Origin of the sequence: Luteimonas sp. MC1750 (assembly GCF_016615955.1) — a bacterium.
Classification (GTDB): domain Bacteria; phylum Pseudomonadota; class Gammaproteobacteria; order Xanthomonadales; family Xanthomonadaceae; genus Luteimonas.
Genome location: NZ_CP067113.1, coordinates 750,221 through 764,350 on the forward strand (window position 1 = coordinate 750,221; position 14,130 = coordinate 764,350).

Genomic DNA, 14,130 nt, shown 5'->3' on the forward strand with positions numbered 1-14,130 from the left:
CACGGGTATCGGTTGCATCGTCCGCGATCGCCTCGGCCTCCTGCGCGGCGACGCGATCATCCAGCGCCTGCAGGAAGCTGGAGGTCCACCAGTGCACATCCTGCTCCTGCAGCGATCGCAGGGACTGTGAGTGGCGCTCCCGACGCTCGCCCGACTCCATCCGCATGGCCATGCCGATGGAGTCGGCCACGCCGCCGATGTCATAGGGGTTGACCAGCACCGCGCCGGACAGCTGTTCGGCGGCCCCGGCAAACCGCGACAGCAGCAGCACGCCCGGATCATCCGGGTCCTGCGCCGCGACGAATTCCTTCGCCACCAGGTTCATCCCGTCGCGCAGCGGGGTCACCAGGGCCATGCGGGCAGCCGCGTGGAAGCCGGCGAGGGTCTGCCGACCGAGATTCCGGTTCACATAGCGGATCGGCATCCATTGCGGGTCGGAGTACTGGCCATTGAGGTGGCCCGAGATGCGTTCAAGCTCGTGGCGCAGCTCGCGGTAGCTGCGCACGCCGCCACGGGAGACCGGCGCCACCTGCAGCAGGGTCAGCTGTCTCGCCTTGTCCGGGTGCCGGCGCAGGAATTCGCCGAAGGCGTTGAACTTTTCCACCAGTCCCTTGGAGTAGTCGAGCCGGTCGACGCCGATGGCCAAAGCACCCTGGCCCAGGCTTTCACGCAGCCCGCGCACCGTTGCGGAGTTTCGTGCCTTGCGCGCCGCGTCGGCGAACTCGCCGGCGTCGATGCTGATCGGGAAGGCCCGGGTCAGCGGCGGTGGGCGGTGGCCGCCCAGCGACAGTTCGCCCTTCTCGGACGCGTCGCGCAGGTAGGCGTCGAAATTCTCGCGGTCGCGATTGGTCTGGAAGCCGACCAGGTCGTAGGCCGACATCGCCCCGAACACGCTGGCGTGGTGGGGCAGGGCGCGCGCGAGGTCGGGCGGCGGGAAGGGCACGTGCAGGAACAGCGCCAGCGGATTGTCGACGCCGCGCGCGCGCAGCTCGCTGGCCAACGGCAGCAGGTGGTAGTCCTGGATCCAGACACGGTCGCCGGGCTTCAGCAGCGTGGCGAGTTGCTCGGCGAAGCGCGCGTTGACCTGGCGATAGGCGACGTGCGTCTCGCGGCTGTATTCGACCAGGTCCAGGCGGTAATGCAGTGCCGGCCAGAGCGTCCGGTTGGAGAAGCCGTCGTAATACCCGGCGATGTCGGCCTCGGTGAGGTCGCTCGTGACGTATTCGACGTCCCCGGCCTGGGTGCGATGCAGTTCGCGCGTGCCGTCGCGGGTCGCCTTGCCGCTCCATCCGAACCAGACGCCGCCGGGCTCCCGCAGCGCCGCGTCCAGGGCAACCACCAGGCCCCCCGAGCGCGCCTGCTGGGGGATGGCAACGCGGTTGGAAACGATGACCAGGCGCGACATCCGTGGGTCCCTGGAATGGTGGGACCATGGACGCTAGCGCCGCGCCGGTTAGGCCGCGTGATGGGCCCCGGCTGCCTGGCTGCTGCGCCGGGCGGCTGGGCGCGGGCGGATCCGGCCAAGAAAAAGGGCCTGCGGATCGCTCCGCAAGCCCTTGAATTCTTTGGCGCCCGAAGTTGGACTCGAACCAACGACCCCCTGATTAACAGTCAAGTGCTCTAACCGGCTGAGCTATTCGGGCGGGGACGCACATTCTAGTGCCTGCGCCGCTGGGGTCAAGACGGATGTGCGTCCCGGGCGTCAGGGGCAGGGCGTGCCGCGCCCGGGCCGTTCGGTGCGCACCCGCCCCAGGCGGTTCACCACCACCTTTCCGCGCAGCTGGTCGCCGATGCAGGCGTTCACCGTCAGGTTGCTGTGCGCCGCCAATCCGCTCGGCTGGTAGCGAAGCAGCGATCGGGTCCCGCTGAGACGGAGCGTCCCGCTGCCGGCAGCGGGCGCGTCGCTGGCGCGGAGCAGGTCGGCGGCGGCGTCCGGCTGGCGGTTGCCGTCGGCGTCGCTGAAAACCAGCCAGCCGCGGCTCCAGTCGCGGTCGCCGCTGCAGCCGGTGTCCGGCCGCCCCGGGCAGACCACGACGGCTTCGCGGCGCATGATCGCGCTGCTCCGGGCCATCGCCATGTCCGCCGAGACCAGGTGCAGGCTGGTGGCCAGGCGCTGGTGTTCGACCACCGCCGCCAGGGCGGGGACCCCGAGCCCCAGTCCGATGGCCATGACCGCCACGACGACCATGGCCTCGATCAGTGTGAAGCCGCGGTGCGGCGCGCGGGTAACGGCGGCTTCCATGCCAGCCTCTTTCGCGGGTTGCGGGGAGTCGATGGTGCGCAGGCGCTGCAGGCCACGCCATCGGCACAGTCGGCATGCGGCGGTGGGATTTCGACCCCGGCGCGCCACCGGGATGTCCGCGCGGGCCGGTCCGCATTCGCCGGACGTTGTCATCGGCCTGCCTACAATGCCCCGATGAACACTCCGGGCCACTCGCGCTTCCAGCTCGTCTCCCCCTACCAGCCCGCCGGCGACCAGCCGCAGGCCATCGCGCGCCTGGTCGATGGCTTCGAGGCCGGGCTGGCGCACCAGACCCTGCTCGGCGTCACCGGTTCGGGCAAGACCTACACCATCGCCAACGTGGTGCAGGCGGTGCAGAAGCCGACCATTGTCATGGCGCCGAACAAGACCCTCGCGGCGCAGCTGTACGGCGAGTTCAAGTCCTTCTTCCCGCACAACGCGGTCGAGTACTTCGTCAGCTACTACGACTACTACCAGCCCGAGGCCTACGTGCCCTCGTCGGACACCTTCATCGAGAAGGACAGTTCGATGAACGAGCACATCGAGCAGATGCGGCTGTCGGCGACCAAGGCGCTGCTGTCGCGGCCCGATGCGCTGATCGTGGCGACGGTGTCGGCGATCTACGGCCTGGGCGATCCCGAGGACTACCTCAAGCTGCGCCTGATCCTCGCCCGTGGCGAGCCGATCGAGCAGCGGCAGCTGATCCGCCACCTCACCGAGCTGCAGTACACGCGCAACGACACCGAGCTGCGCCGCGGCACCTACCGCGTGCGCGGCGAGGTCATCGACGTGCACCCGGCGGAGTCGGAGGCCGAGGCGCTGCGCATCGAGCTGTTCGACGGCGAGGTCGAGAATTTGGCGCTGTTCGACCCGCTGACCGGCGAGGTGCAGCGCAAGGTCCCGCGTTTCACCGTCTATCCCAAGACGCACTACGCCAGCACGCGGGAAAGCGTGCTCAACGCCATCGAGACCATCAAGGTCGAGCTGAAGGACCGGCTCGAGTTCCTCTACGCCAACAACAAGCTGGTGGAGGCGCAGCGGCTGCAGCAGCGCACCCAGTTCGACATCGAGATGATGGCCGAGGTCGGCTTCTGCAACGGCATCGAGAACTATTCCCGGCACATGACGCGCCGCCCCCCCGATGCGCCGCCGCCGACGCTGTTCGACTACCTGCCACCCGATGCGCTGCTGGTGGTGGACGAATCGCACGTGACCGTGCCGCAGATCGGCGGCATGTACCGCGGCGACCGCGCGCGCAAGGAGACGCTGGTCGAGTTCGGCTTCCGCCTGCCCTCGGCGCTCGACAACCGGCCGCTGCGCTTCGAGGAATGGGAGGAGCGCGCGCCGCGCAAGATCTTCGTCTCGGCCACGCCCAGCAAGTACGAGCTGGAGCATTCCGGCGACGAGGTGGTCGAACTGGTGGTGCGACCGACCGGCCTGATCGATCCGGAGGTGGAGATCCGTCCGGTGGCGACCCAGGTCGACGACGTGCTGGGCGAGATCAACCTGCGCGTCGCCATGGGCGACCGTGTGCTGATCACCACCCTCACCAAGCGCATGGCCGAGAACCTCACCGAATACCTCGGCGAGCACGACGTGCGCGTGCGCTACCTGCACTCCGACATCGACACCGTGGAGCGGGTGGAGATCATCCGCGACCTGCGCCTGGGCAAGTTCGACGTGCTGGTGGGCATCAACCTGCTGCGCGAGGGCCTGGACATGCCCGAGGTCTCGCTGGTCGCGATCCTCGACGCCGACAAGGAGGGCTTCCTGCGCTCGAGCGGCTCGCTGATCCAGACCATCGGCCGCGCCGCGCGCAACCTGCGTGGCAAGGCGATCCTCTACGCCGACCGCATGACCGATTCGATGAAGCGCGCCATCGAGGAGACCGACCGGCGCCGCGCCAAGCAGGTCGAGTACAACCTCGAGCACGGCATCACCCCGCGCTCGGTGGCGCGGCCGATCATGGACATCATGGAGGGCGCCCGCAGCGACGCCGCGGAAGCCAAGGCCGGCCGCGGGAAGGGCGCGCGGAAGGTGGCCGAGCGCGGCGAGGACTACGCGCGCATGGACCCCGCCCGGGCCGCGGCCACGCTCCGCGAGCTGGAGCAGCAGATGTACCAGCACGCCCGGGATCTCGAGTTCGAGGAGGCCGCGGCGGTGCGCGACCGCATCCAGACGCTGAAGGAGGCGATGCTGGCGGTCCGCTAGGCTTGCCGCCCGGCGAACCACCGGCTAGAATTCGCGTCCCTTCGGGGCGGTTAGCTCAGCGGTAGAGCACTACCTTGACATGGTAGGGGTCACAGGTTCGAACCCTGTACCGCCCACCACGCCAATTGGCGTGGACCCTGCGCCAGCACTGGCGCACCGAAGGTGACCGTGGAACCCCTGGCCCTGTCAGGGGTTTTCGTTTTCCGGACCGACCTCAGCCTGCACCCCGGCGCTGGCGCCTGCGCCGCACGACGGCGGCGATCGTGGTGACGCCCGCCAGGAGCATGAAAAGACCCACCTCGACGTCGCGCGGGTCCTTTGCATCGGAGGCGAGCGCGATCCATAGCGCGGCACCACCGAAGATCAGGGCCAGCACGCCTGCCACCATGATGCTTCCGGTTCGCGACGGCGGCGCGACGCCCTCGGCCACCCGTTGCGCCACCTGCATGCGCTTGCGCCGGCTGCGGCGGAGCAGCAGCACGAAGGTGATGGCACTCAGGCCGTACATCGCGGGTTGCGCCCACGCGCGGGCGGGCGGCCCACCCAACATTTCCACCGGGATCAGCAGGAGCCACGCGGCATTGACGCCAATGAAAAGCGCGGCGATCGCCAGGCCGATGGGCCGGAGGATCCTCATCGCCGATTCGGGGATCGGAGCGGTGGGGTCACCAAGATGCATTCATGACTCCTTCCGTGGGTGGCACCGGCAATGGCTGGCCTGCACCCTGGGGGGCAGGATATCGGCTGACCGGGGAAGGGCAACGCTGGCCGGCGTGGCGTCGTAGGCGAGCGCCGTGCCCTGATGTCCGCCAGCGCAGATTCGATTCAAGGGTCCCAGGCACGTCATGCTCTCCCCGACTTGCGTGGAGGCGGCACGCCGGCGCGGGTCCGCGACACGTGTCCGTGCCCCGGGACATGCCAGCGCCAAGGCAGTTCGATGGCATGGCGGATCCCCACGCGGGGCCCGACGGCGGGTTCCTCCGGAGGCGGGGTGCCGTCGGACCCGATCCAGATCCCGCGATCGGGCAGCACGAGATCCGCGCCGTCAAGGTCGCGGTCCAGTCCCATCGCCTGTCCGAGGCGGCCCGGCCCGGAGGCGAGGTCGCGGTCTTTCTTCGGCGGCATTCCTCGTGCCTCGCGCATGGCGTCCAGCCCATGTACCGGCTCCATCGCCCGCAGCAGCACGCCCCAGCCTTCCCCGGGCGAGCCGCACACGGCGTTGCCGCACCAGTGCATGCCATAGGTGAAGTAGACATATAGGTGCCCGCCGGGGCCAAACATGGTCGCGTTGCGCGCGGTGCGTCCGCGATAGGAGTGGGCCGCGGGATCGTCCCTGCCGGCGTAGGCCTCGACCTCGACGATGCGCCCGACCCGCCCGTCGGCGCGCACCAGCAGCTTGTTGAGCAGGTCCGGCGCCACGTCCACCGGGTGGCGCAGGTAGAACGCGCGTGGCAGCGGCGGCCACGCCCCGGTGGCGGATGCGCTCATGGCCTGCCACCGCGCTCGCCGATGTCGCGGTGCAGGATCCGCCGGATCTCGAGGATCGCGGCGGCGGTCTCCTGCACGCTGTGGCCGGACGTGATCACCTTCTCCGAGAGCGCACCTGGCAGGTGGGCGCTGCGATACGGCACCAGGCCGTCGTCGGACTGCTCCAGCGGCAGGTCGGGATCGGCGCGCGCGATGATGCTGTGGTAGCGCACGCGCGGCGACATCGGAAGGTCGGCCGCGGCGCGCACGAAGGGATCGTCCTGGCTCAGGTTGGCGATGCTGTTGGGGATCGCGAAGTCGCCGGGCACCGGTTCGTCCCCGCCGGTGACGAGCTCGGCGACCTCCTCCAGCACGGTCAGCGGCAGCCGCACCACCTTGCCGATGAGCCGCCCCAGGCGCGAGCCGGCCGCCGCCGTGCCGCGGTGCGGGGCGGCGATGAAGACCACCCGGTCGACGCCGGGCAGCGGCTCGAAGCGCAGCATGCGTTCCAGCCGCGGGCCGGCGCGCTCCAGGCGACCGTCATCGAGTCCGTAGTTCGCCTGCATCCAGTTCCAGAGCTGGTCGTCCGCCGATGACACCAGCAGCCGCGACAGCACGCCCCCCATGCTGTGCCCGATCAGCACCGCGTTGCGGGAGGCCTGAGCCGTTCCCTGCGGATCGAAGCGGTGCAGGGTCTCGGTGACGATGCGCCGGATCGCGGCCTGGTTCAGCACCAGCGGCATGTTGGTCGGGTAATAGACCTGCCAGATCTGGAACTCCCGGCGCAGGGTCTCGTCACCCATAACCTCGTTGGCGACGTTCACCCAGGCTTCCGGGCTGCTCGCCAGTCCATGGATCATCAGCAGGATCCGGCGATCCGGGTCGTAGGGCTGCATCATGTACAGGTGCGGCCGGGTGATGCCGTTCTCCCGCCCCAGCAGCGTCTGCAGGGACTGCCGCGCGAAGCCCGAGCGCGCCAGCCACAGGCCGTAGCCGGCGGTGTAGTTCGCCGCCAGGGGCACGCGCAGGCCGTGCAGCCCGATCGCGTCTTCGCGATAGGGATCGTGCGCGCTGATGGTCAGCTCCCGCGTGGCCAGGATGGTGGCGAGATCGTCGCCCGGAAAGCGGATCAGCAGGGTGAGCGCCGGGGAGGGCATCTCGCTGTAGGCGCGCGGACGTGGCGGTCGCGGCTGCGACGCAACGTCGGGGTCGCCGTCGGCCTGCCGTGCCGTACCGGCGGGGACGCCGGTCACCGGGTCGTCTCCCATCACCGCCACCACTTCGGCGCCGAAGCCGTCGCGCCGGTAGATGCTGCGCAGGCCGGCGAAGTTCAGCGCCGACGCGGGCACCAGCTCCTGCGGCAGGTCGACGCCCTCGGGCATGCGGATCCCGGACAGGTCGCTGTGGACGGTCCAGCCGGCGATCTGCAGGCTGGCGTCGTCCCCGCCGGTGACCCTGGCCGACGCGCCTCCGGTCATTCGCTGCGCGCGCTGCCAGCGTTCGAACATGCCGCTGGCGGCCCGCTGCACGGCGTAGTTGTAGTAATCGCGGACCTGGGTCTGGCGATCCTCGAATGCCCGTTCGCCGGGCGCGCGTTCGCTGAAGAACAGATAGGCGTAGGCGTGGCGCGCCGCTTCCAGCCAGGCGTCGATCTGGACATCTTCTGCCGGCGGGGAGTCGGCCGGTGTCAGGGCGATCGCCTGCTGGATCCAGAGTTCGGCCAGTGCCGCCAGGCGGCGCTCCTCGGCGATGCCCGCGACCGCCGCCAGCGCCTGCATGCATCCCGGTGCCGGCAGCGTGGCGCAGGCGTTCTCGTCGAGCCCGACCACGCGCAGGGTTTCCTGCGTGGCCGTGCCCAGCCGATCTGTCGTGAGGATGTCGCCGCGCTTCATGGCGATGTACTCGCCGGGACCCATCGGCTCGGCCTCCACCTGCGGGCCGAATTCACGGAGGATCGCGCATCCGTTGAGCACCAGCAGCCCAAGGCCGAGGAGCAGCAGGCGCAGCGGCGATGGGCGTCGGTTCAAGGCGCGGGTTCCGTTTGCAGGGGGCGGGGAAACGGGCGGACGTCGTGCGACGCGCGAGGCCCATGGACTCCCGCATTCACGAAAACCCCACCGCCGGCAGCATACCGTCGGCTGCATCGCATCCGTGGCAAGGAGTCAGGCAATGATCAAGTGGGCCATCATTTTCGCCGTCATCGGCCTCATCGCCGGGGCCCTGGGCTTCACCGGCGCCGCGGGTGCGGCGATGGGCATCGCAAAGTTCCTGTTCTTCGCCGCGATCATCATCGCGGTGGTGCTGTTCGTGCTTGGCGTGACGATCTACAAGAAGGTGACCTGAGCGCAGCCGGATCGGCAGCAGGCAGGACTGGCGCCGCGGCGGGCCGCGTGCTTGACTGCCGGCCCTTGTCGCAGGCCAGGCGCCCCATTCCATGAAGACCCCGAGCGGCCTCCAGCCGCTGATCGACGACGGCGTGATCGACGAAGTCATGCGCCCGCTCAAGAGCGGCAAGGAGGCCGCGGTCTACGTGGTCCGCGCCGGCGGCGCGATCCGCTGCGCCAAGGTCTACAAGGACATGGCGCAGCGCAGCTTCCAGCAGCGCGTGCAGTACCAGGAAGGCCGCAAGGTGCGGGGCAGCCGCGAGGCGCGCGCGATCGGCAAGGCCACGAAGTACGGCAGGAAGCAGCAGGAAGCCGAGTGGAAGAACACCGAGGTCGAGGCGCTGTACCAGCTGCGCGACGCGGGCGTGCGCGTGCCCGAGCCCCATGGCTACTTCCACGGCGTGCTGGTGATGGAGCTGGTGGTCGATGCCGATGGCCACTCGGCGCCGCGCCTGGCCGAGGTGGAACTGTCGCCCGAACAGGCACGCGGCTTCCACCGCGTGCTGGTGCGGCAGGTGGTGCGGATGCTCTGCGCCGGCCTGATCCACGGCGACCTTTCGGAGTACAACGTGCTGGTGGCGCCGGACGGCCCGGTGGTGATCGACTTCCCGCAGGTGGTCAGCGCATCGGGCAACAACGCCGCGCGCGCCATGCTGCTGCGCGACGTCAACAACCTCACCGCCAGCCTGGGCTTCTGGGCGCCCGACCTGCTCGAGACCTGGTACGGCGAGGAGATGTGGGCGCTGTTCGAGGCGGGCGAGCTGCGCCCGGACAGCGAGCTGAGCGGGCATTTCGTGCATGACGAGTCGATGCCCGACATCGACGGCGTGCGCGCCGCGATCAATGACGCGCGCGAAGAGGCCCTGATCCGCCAGCAGGGGCGCGAGGCGGCCGAAGAGCAGGACTGAGCGGCGCCGGGGCGTGGCAGGCGCTGCGCGGTGCCGTGGTTCTCAGCGGGCCGCCACGCGCGCATCCGGGGCGAGTTCGGACGCAGCCACCTCGCGGACGAAGCAGCGGCGGTAGGTTTCGATATCGCCCAGGCCGATGCCGTAGGGGTCTCCGGCGACATAGAGCGTGGCGTGCGGCACGCCGCAGTCGAGCGGCAGTCCGCTGGCCTGGGCCAGCGCGTGGCGGAAGCCCGCGAAGGCCGGTGCCTGCAGGTGCTCGATCAGTGACCAGGCCATCAGCGGGCCGTCCCACTGCGGCTTGGCCTTGTGCATCAGCGCGTAGCGCGCGGTCCCGCGGGGCTGCCAGTCGAAGGCGTCGAACAGGGCGCGGATGCGCGCATCGCCGATCCCGTCGCGCAGCGCCCGTCCGGCTTCGCGGCCGAGCAGGGTCATGTGCAGTTCGTGCTTGCGCTCGAGGACATGGCCGTCCAGCCGCAGCCGCATCGGCGCGCCCGGAGGCAGCAGCATCGCGGGATCGAGCGGCAGGATCAGCGCGCTGTCGTCGCGGAAACCAGGCCAGCGCATCGGCATGCCTCCTCCCCGGGGACTCGCGCCCGAGCTTACGCTAAGCTCCGCCAGGCCGGGCACCGGCACACCAGGGAAGGTGACATGGACAGGATCAGGATGACGCTGGCATTCGCGTGCCTGTGCGCGGCGTGCGTGGCGGGACTGTGGCTCTCGGGCGCGCTCACGCTGCGCCTGCTCGGGATCGCCGGGGCGGAAGCCGGCTGGACCACCTGGCTCGACTACCTGCGCGTGCTCGGGCATCCCGACGTGGCGCCACATGCCGGCCGCATCCGCCTGGCCGGCGCGATCGGCCTCGGACTTCCGCTGCTGGCAGCGGGCGTTCCGGCATTCCTCCTGCTGCGGCCGCGCCGGCGCTCGCTGCACGGCCGTGCCCGCTTCGCCAATGCCGTCGAACTCGCGCGCCGCGGGCTGTTCACCCGTTCCGGCCAGGCCATCGTGGTCGGGCGCTGGTTCGGGCGCCTGCTGCGCTTCGACGGCCAGCAGTCGGTGCTGCTCGCCGCGCCCACGCGATCGGGCAAGGGGGTGGGCGTGGTCGTGCCCAACCTGCTCGACTACCTCGGCTCGGTGGTGGTGCTCGACATCAAGCAGGAGAACTTCGCCCTGACCAGCGGCTGGCGCCGCGCGCAGGGCCAGGCGGTGCATCTGTTCAATCCCTTTGCGGAAGACCGGCGCACGCAGCGCTGGAATCCGCTGTCCTATGTCTCGACCGAGCCGCTGCAGCGCGTCTCCGACCTGCAGGGCATCGCCAACCTGCTGTATCCGGATGCAGGACCGGAGCAGAAGTTCTGGACCAGCCAGGCGCGCAACGCCTTCCTGGCCTTCGCGCTGTACCTGTACGACCACTACGAGGCCCAGTGCCGCGACGGCATGCCCGTGGAATTCCACCTGTTCCCGACCCTGGGTCGCGTCTTCCGGCTCTCGTCGGCCGAGGGCGCCACGGCGCGCCAGCACCTGCAGGACCTGGCGTCGCGGCCATTCCTTGGCGAACACGCGCGCCGCGCCTTCGGCAACCTGCTGTCACAGGCCGAGGAGACCTTCGCGTCCATCCTCGGCAGCTTCCGCGAGCCGCTGAACCCGTGGATCGACCCGCTGCTGGACGCGGCCACCAGCGGCAACGACTTCCTGCTCGACGACCTGCGGCGACGCCCGATGACGGTCTACGTGGGCGTACCGCCGCACCGCCTGGCGGAGGCACGACCGCTGCTCAACCTGTTCTTCAGCCAGCTCATCAACCTGAACACCCGCGTGCTGCCCGGTGACGATCCGGCGCTGCGCCACCCGTGCCTGCTGCTGATGGACGAGTTCACCGCGCTGGGACGGATCGACATCATCGCCACCGCGATGGCCTACATGGCCGGCTACAACCTGCGCCTGCTGCCGGTGATCCAGAGCATGGCCCAGCTCGACGCCGTCTATGGCAAGGACGTGGCGCGCGCGATCGCCACCAACCACGCCATGCAGGTGGTGTTCGCGCCGCGGGAGCAGCAGGACGCCAACGACTATTCCGAGATGCTGGGCTATACCTCGCTGCGCCGTCGCAACCTGACGCGCGGCCGCAGCCGGCGCGAGGTCAGCCGCAGCGAGAGCGAAGAGCGGCGCGCGCTGATGCTGCCGCAGGAGCTCAAGTCGATGGATCCGAAGCGCGAGATCGTGTTCTGCGAGGGGCTGGCGCACCCGGTGCGCTGCGCCAAGATCCGCTACTACGCCGACCGCCGCTATCGCTCCCGCCTGCTGCCGCCGGTCGCGATCCCGCCGCTGCCGACAACCTGAGGACGCGGTGAACGCAGGCGCGTCCCGCGCTGCGCGCCGGGACCACGCGGCGTATCGTGCGAGACTGCTCCGCACGTATCACGAGGTGACCCCCCATGAAGCCTGTCTTCATCGCTGCGGCCCTGGCCGCGCTGGCGTTCGCCGCGGCGCCCGTCGCCGCACACGCGCAGGACGAGCCCGAGGAAGCCGCGCGCAGCCGCGCCAAGGACGCGCGCAAGGCCGACGACCGCTTCTGCATCGAGCAGACCGGTTCGCGCATCACCGCGGCGCGCAACGCCCGTTCGCGCGGCGACCAGAAGGACTGCGTGGCGGCGGGCGGGCGTGTGTACACGCGCGAGGACATCGAGCGCAGCGGCTCGACCGACCTGCACGACGCCTTGCGCAAGCTCGATCCCTCGATCCGCTGAGTCCCGCGACAACCCACGGGCACCCGGTCACGCGGGGCGTCCACGCTTCGGTGGCCCAGCGTTGGCCCCACGACGCCCGGCCATGTGCCGGGTGTCTTCTTTTCGGCGATGCGATAATCCGGCGTCCACTCCGCCGCTGAACCGTCGCCCATGTCCAACCGCCACGACCCGTCCCGCAGCGTCCGCGCGCCCCGCGGCAGCACCCTGAGCTGCCGCTCCTGGCTGACCGAGGCGCCGTACCGGATGCTGCAGAACAACCTCGACCCCGAGGTCGCCGAGCGGCCCGAGGACCTCGTGGTCTACGGTGGCATCGGCCGCGCGGCGCGCGACTGGGCGAGCTATGACGCGATCCTCGAATCACTGCGCACGCTGGGCGACGACGAGACCCTGCTGGTGCAGTCGGGCAAGCCGGTCGGCATCTTCCCGACGCATGCCGACGCGCCGCGCGTGCTGATCGCGAACTCCAACCTGGTGCCGGCCTGGGCCAACTGGGAGCACTTCGACGAACTCGACCGCAAGGGCCTGATGATGTACGGGCAGATGACCGCGGGCTCGTGGATCTACATCGGCAGCCAGGGCATCGTCCAGGGCACCTACGAGACCTTCGTCGAGATGGGGCGCCAGCACTACGGCGGCAGCCTCCAGGGCCGCTGGATCCTGACCGCCGGTTTGGGTGGCATGGGCGGTGCGCAGCCACTGGCGGCATCGCTGGCCGGCGCGTCCTCGCTGACCATCGAATGCCGCCAGGCGAGCATCGACTTCCGCCTGCGCACGCGCTACGTCGACGAGCAGGCAACCGACCTCGACGACGCCCTGGCGCGGATCGCGAAATACGTCGCCGCGGGCGAGGCGAAGTCGATCGCGCTGCTGGGCAACGCCGCGGAAATCCTGCCCGAGCTGGTCAAGCGCGGCGTGCGCCCGGACTGCGTCACCGACCAGACCAGCGCGCACGACCCGGTGCACGGCTACCTGCCGATCGGCTGGACGGTCGAGCAGTGGCTGGACGCGCAGGCCTCGGAGCCCGCCAGGGTCCGCGACGCAGCCAAGCAGTCCATGCGCGTGCACGTCGAGGCCATGCTGGCCTTCCACGCCCGCGGCATCCCCACCGTCGACTACGGCAACAACATCCGGCAGATGGCAAAGGACGCCGGCTGCAGCAACGCCTTTGATTTCCCGGGGTTCGTGCCCGCGTACGTGCGGCCGCTGTTCTGCCGCGGCATCGGGCCGTTCCGCTGGGTGGCGCTGTCCGGCGATCCCGAGGACATCCATCGCACCGATGCCAAGGTCAAGGAGCTGATTCCCGACGACCCGCACCTGCACCGGTGGCTGGACATGGCGCGCGAGCGCATCAGCTTCCAGGGCCTGCCGGCGCGGATCTGCTGGGTCGGCCTGGGCCAGCGCCATCGCCTCGGGCTGGCGTTCAACGAGATGGTCCGCAACGGGGAGCTGAAGGCGCCGGTGGTGATCGGCCGCGACCATCTCGACAGCGGCTCGGTGGCCTCGCCCAATCGCGAGACCGAAGCGATGGCCGACGGCAGCGATGCAGTGAGCGACTGGCCGCTGCTCAATGCCATGCTCAACGTCGCCAGCGGCGCGACCTGGGTCAGCCTGCATCACGGGGGCGGCGTGGGGATGGGCTACAGCCAGCACAGCGGCGTGGTGATCGTCTGCGACGGCAGCGAGGATGCGGACCGGCGCCTCGCGCGCGTGCTCTGGAACGATCCCGGCACCGGTGTCATGCGCCATGCGGACGCCGGCTACGACATCGCCAGGCAGTGCGCGCGGGAGCAGGGTCTCAAGCTGCCGATGGCCTGAGCCGCGCGTGCAACCATGCGGCCGGCGGATTCACCGCGCGGCGCGCACCCGGCCGCCATAATCGGCGGCAGACACTTCCATGCAGGAATCTTCGATGGGCAACGGACAGGGCACCACCGGCAACGTGATTGCCGCGATCTGCAGTCTCTTCATTCCCGGCCTCGGCCAGCTGGTGCAGGGGCGGGTGGTCTCGGCGATCCTCTGGTTCACGGCGGGCTGCATCGCCGGCGCGGTGACCTGGCTGCTGACCCTGACCCTGCTGCCGTTCGGCTGGTTCGTGGTGAGCCTGTTCTCCTGCATCAGCGCGGCCATGTACCGCGCACCGGTGACGCGCTGACCGCGATGAGCGCCGGCCGCCG

12 protein-coding genes, 2 tRNA genes and 1 pseudogene are annotated in these 14,130 nt (G+C 70.0%); 8 read left to right on the forward strand and 7 right to left on the reverse strand.

The genetic code is table 11. From position 1 onward, the window contains the following. Positions 1-55: 55 nt before the first annotated feature. From JGR68_RS03550 to JGR68_RS03560, 3 genes and pseudogenes are all read right to left on the reverse strand, one after another. Positions 56-1,405, reverse strand: a pseudogene (locus JGR68_RS03550) (trehalose-6-phosphate synthase); the annotation flags it as partial. Between the two features lie 161 nt (positions 1,406-1,566). Beyond that, positions 1,567-1,643, reverse strand: a tRNA-Asn gene (locus tag JGR68_RS03555). A 59-nt stretch (positions 1,644-1,702) separates the two neighbouring features. Next, positions 1,703-2,242 (reverse strand): GspH/FimT family pseudopilin, encoded by a 540-nt coding sequence (locus JGR68_RS03560; RefSeq protein ID WP_199360903.1) that lies wholly within the window; start codon positions 2,240-2,242, stop codon positions 1,703-1,705. A 174-nt stretch (positions 2,243-2,416) separates the two neighbouring features. Between JGR68_RS03560 and uvrB the strand changes: the two genes are divergently transcribed. Both uvrB and JGR68_RS03570 read left to right on the forward strand, forming a co-directional pair. Further along, on the forward strand, positions 2,417-4,453 hold the full coding sequence (gene uvrB / locus JGR68_RS03565; protein WP_199360634.1) for an excinuclease ABC subunit UvrB: 2,037 nt from the start codon (positions 2,417-2,419) through the stop codon (positions 4,451-4,453). 44 nt (positions 4,454-4,497) lie between these two features. Further along, positions 4,498-4,572 (forward strand) — tRNA-Val (locus JGR68_RS03570). Between the two features lie 95 nt (positions 4,573-4,667). Here the strand turns inward: JGR68_RS03570 and JGR68_RS03575 are convergent. The 3 genes from JGR68_RS03575 to JGR68_RS03585 form a co-directional block, all read right to left on the reverse strand. Further along, positions 4,668-5,132 carry a hypothetical protein gene (locus JGR68_RS03575; protein ID WP_199360636.1) on the reverse strand — a complete coding sequence of 155 codons (465 nt, stop codon included), beginning with the start codon at positions 5,130-5,132 and terminating at the stop codon, positions 4,668-4,670. A gap of 164 nt (positions 5,133-5,296) precedes the next feature. Further along, positions 5,297-5,941 carry a DNA-3-methyladenine glycosylase gene (locus JGR68_RS03580; RefSeq protein WP_199360638.1) on the reverse strand — a complete coding sequence of 215 codons (645 nt, stop codon included), beginning with the start codon at positions 5,939-5,941 and terminating at the stop codon, positions 5,297-5,299. Then, complete coding sequence (locus tag JGR68_RS03585) at positions 5,938-7,947, reverse strand: alpha/beta fold hydrolase (protein ID WP_234446579.1); 2,010 nt, start codon at positions 7,945-7,947, stop codon at positions 5,938-5,940. The genes JGR68_RS03580 and JGR68_RS03585 overlap by 4 nt, the downstream gene beginning before the upstream one ends. 142 nt (positions 7,948-8,089) lie before the next feature. Here JGR68_RS03585 and JGR68_RS03590 point away from each other — a divergent pair, with 142 nt between their 5' ends. Then, positions 8,090-8,263 carry a DUF1328 family protein gene (locus JGR68_RS03590; RefSeq protein WP_199360642.1) on the forward strand — a complete coding sequence of 58 codons (174 nt, stop codon included), beginning with the start codon at positions 8,090-8,092 and terminating at the stop codon, positions 8,261-8,263. 91 nt (positions 8,264-8,354) lie between these two features. After that, positions 8,355-9,212, forward strand: a complete 858-nt coding sequence (locus tag JGR68_RS03595; RefSeq protein ID WP_199360644.1) for a PA4780 family RIO1-like protein kinase — start codon at positions 8,355-8,357, stop codon at positions 9,210-9,212. A 42-nt stretch (positions 9,213-9,254) separates the two neighbouring features. Here JGR68_RS03595 and JGR68_RS03600 read toward each other — a convergent pair whose 3' ends face one another. Then, positions 9,255-9,776, reverse strand: coding sequence for a hypothetical protein (locus JGR68_RS03600; protein ID WP_199360645.1), 522 nt, complete (start codon positions 9,774-9,776; stop codon positions 9,255-9,257). Positions 9,777-9,860: 84 nt separating this feature from the next. On the opposite strand from JGR68_RS03600, the gene JGR68_RS03605 reads away from it, so the two are divergent. The 4 genes from JGR68_RS03605 to JGR68_RS03620 all read left to right on the forward strand — a co-directional run bounded on the left by JGR68_RS03605 (position 9,861) and on the right by JGR68_RS03620 (position 14,108). Continuing rightward, a complete protein-coding gene (locus tag JGR68_RS03605; RefSeq protein ID WP_199360647.1) occupies positions 9,861-11,549 on the forward strand; it encodes a type IV secretory system conjugative DNA transfer family protein in 1,689 nt (562 codons plus the stop codon). Positions 11,550-11,644: 95 nt separating this feature from the next. Further along, positions 11,645-11,956, forward strand: a complete 312-nt coding sequence (locus tag JGR68_RS03610) for a hypothetical protein (RefSeq protein ID WP_199360650.1) — start codon at positions 11,645-11,647, stop codon at positions 11,954-11,956. Between the two features lie 150 nt (positions 11,957-12,106). Further along, entirely contained in the window at positions 12,107-13,771 is a 1,665-nt protein-coding gene (gene hutU / locus JGR68_RS03615) for a urocanate hydratase (protein WP_199360652.1), read from the forward strand. A gap of 94 nt (positions 13,772-13,865) precedes the next feature. Next, positions 13,866-14,108, forward strand: coding sequence for a hypothetical protein (locus JGR68_RS03620; protein WP_199360654.1), 243 nt, complete (start codon positions 13,866-13,868; stop codon positions 14,106-14,108). Positions 14,109-14,130: the final 22 nt, after the last annotated feature.